Annotated in this window: 1 protein-coding gene; it reads left to right on the top strand. The window is 58.7% G+C overall.

From position 1 onward, the window contains the following. Positions 1 to 68: 68 nt before the first annotated feature. Positions 69 to 1303 (top strand): IS3 family transposase gene (locus AWB74_RS44585; protein WP_087039600.1). Its coding sequence is split into 2 segments (ribosomal slippage): positions 69 to 423 and positions 423 to 1303, totalling 1236 coding nucleotides; the frame shifts between segments, so codons are not numbered across the junction. Positions 1304 to 1340 lie beyond the last annotated feature (37 nt).

Genomic DNA, 1340 nt, shown 5'->3' with positions numbered 1-1340 from the left:
TGGCTGGGTCGGCCCCCGCAAACACCGGACATGCGGCAACGCTTAAATTTTGAGGTAGTCTTCTGCCTATGTTTAAGCCTAGTCACAACGTGGAACCACTAGAAGTTCTGACCCAGCCGGAGCAGCGCCGCCGGCGTTCTGTTGAAGAGAAGCTAGCGATAGTTCGCGAGACGTTCGAGCCCGGTGCAACGGTTTCTGGCGTCGCTCGCCGCCATCAAGTAAATGCCAACCAGGTCTTCGGCTGGCGCAAGCTCTATCAAGACGGGAGCCTATCGGCGGTCACTGCCGGCGAGCAGGTTGTGCCGGCATCGGACCTAGCCGAAGCGATGAAGCAGATTCGTGAGCTGCAGCGATTGCTGGGAAAGAAGACGATGGAGGTAGAAATCCTCCGTGAAGCAGTGGAGTATGGTCGAGCAAAAAAATTGACTGCGCGCTCACCATTGCTGCCGGGGGACGACCGTTGAAAACGGTCTGTGAAGTCCTGGGTGTGTCGCGCTCAAATCTCGCAGTCAAATCGAAGCGGTCGGCTGATTGGGTCGACCGCCGCAAGATGCCCGTCCTCGACGACATGGCGCTTGTCGCCGACCTTCACGAGCTGTTGGGCGACGTGCCGACATATGGATACCGACGTGCTTGGGCGCTGCTGAGGCGAAGCCGGGATGCACTGGCTCAACCGCGCGTCAATGCAAAGCGGGTGTATCGCGTGATGCGTCGCCACGGCTTGCTGCTTGGACGTCGCCCTCGTCAAGTCGCGTCTACGCGTCGGCATGATGGCAAGGTCGCGGTGGACAGAAGCAACGTGCGCTGGTGCTCGGATGGCTTCGAGTTCCGCTGCGATGACGGTGCTCCATTGCGTGTCGTCTTCGCACTCGACTGTTGCGACCGCGAAGCCATGAGTTGGGCCGCAAGCACAGGCGGTTACACTGGCGACATGGTGCGTGACGTCATGCTTCAAGCCGTCGAGAACCGCTTCGCCGGCGCGTTGAAGACCGAAACGGAAGTCGAGTGGTTAAGCGACAATGGTTCCTGCTACATTGCCGACGACACATTAAAGTTCTCTCGGAAAATCGGACTGAAGCCGGTCACGACACCCGTCAGAAGCCCGCAAAGCAACGGGATGGCCGAGAGCTTCGTTAAAACGATGAAGCGTGATTATGTTTCGTGGATGCCGAAACCCGACGCCAGGACGGCGTTGCAAAATCTTGCCATCGCGTTCGACCACTATAACGAGTCACACCCGCACAGCGCCCTGAAATACCGCTCGCCTCGTGAGTTTCGTCGGCAAGCAGTTTCTCCAACCTAAGCGTGACCGGGTGTCCGGTTATGCGGGGGCAAGTCCA

This window comes from Caballeronia arvi (assembly GCF_001544695.2).
In the GTDB taxonomy this organism is placed as follows: domain Bacteria; phylum Pseudomonadota; class Gammaproteobacteria; order Burkholderiales; family Burkholderiaceae; genus Caballeronia; species Caballeronia arvi.
The sequence above is the reverse complement of the archived record's forward strand: the minus strand, read 5'-3'. Positions and strand labels throughout refer to the sequence as shown.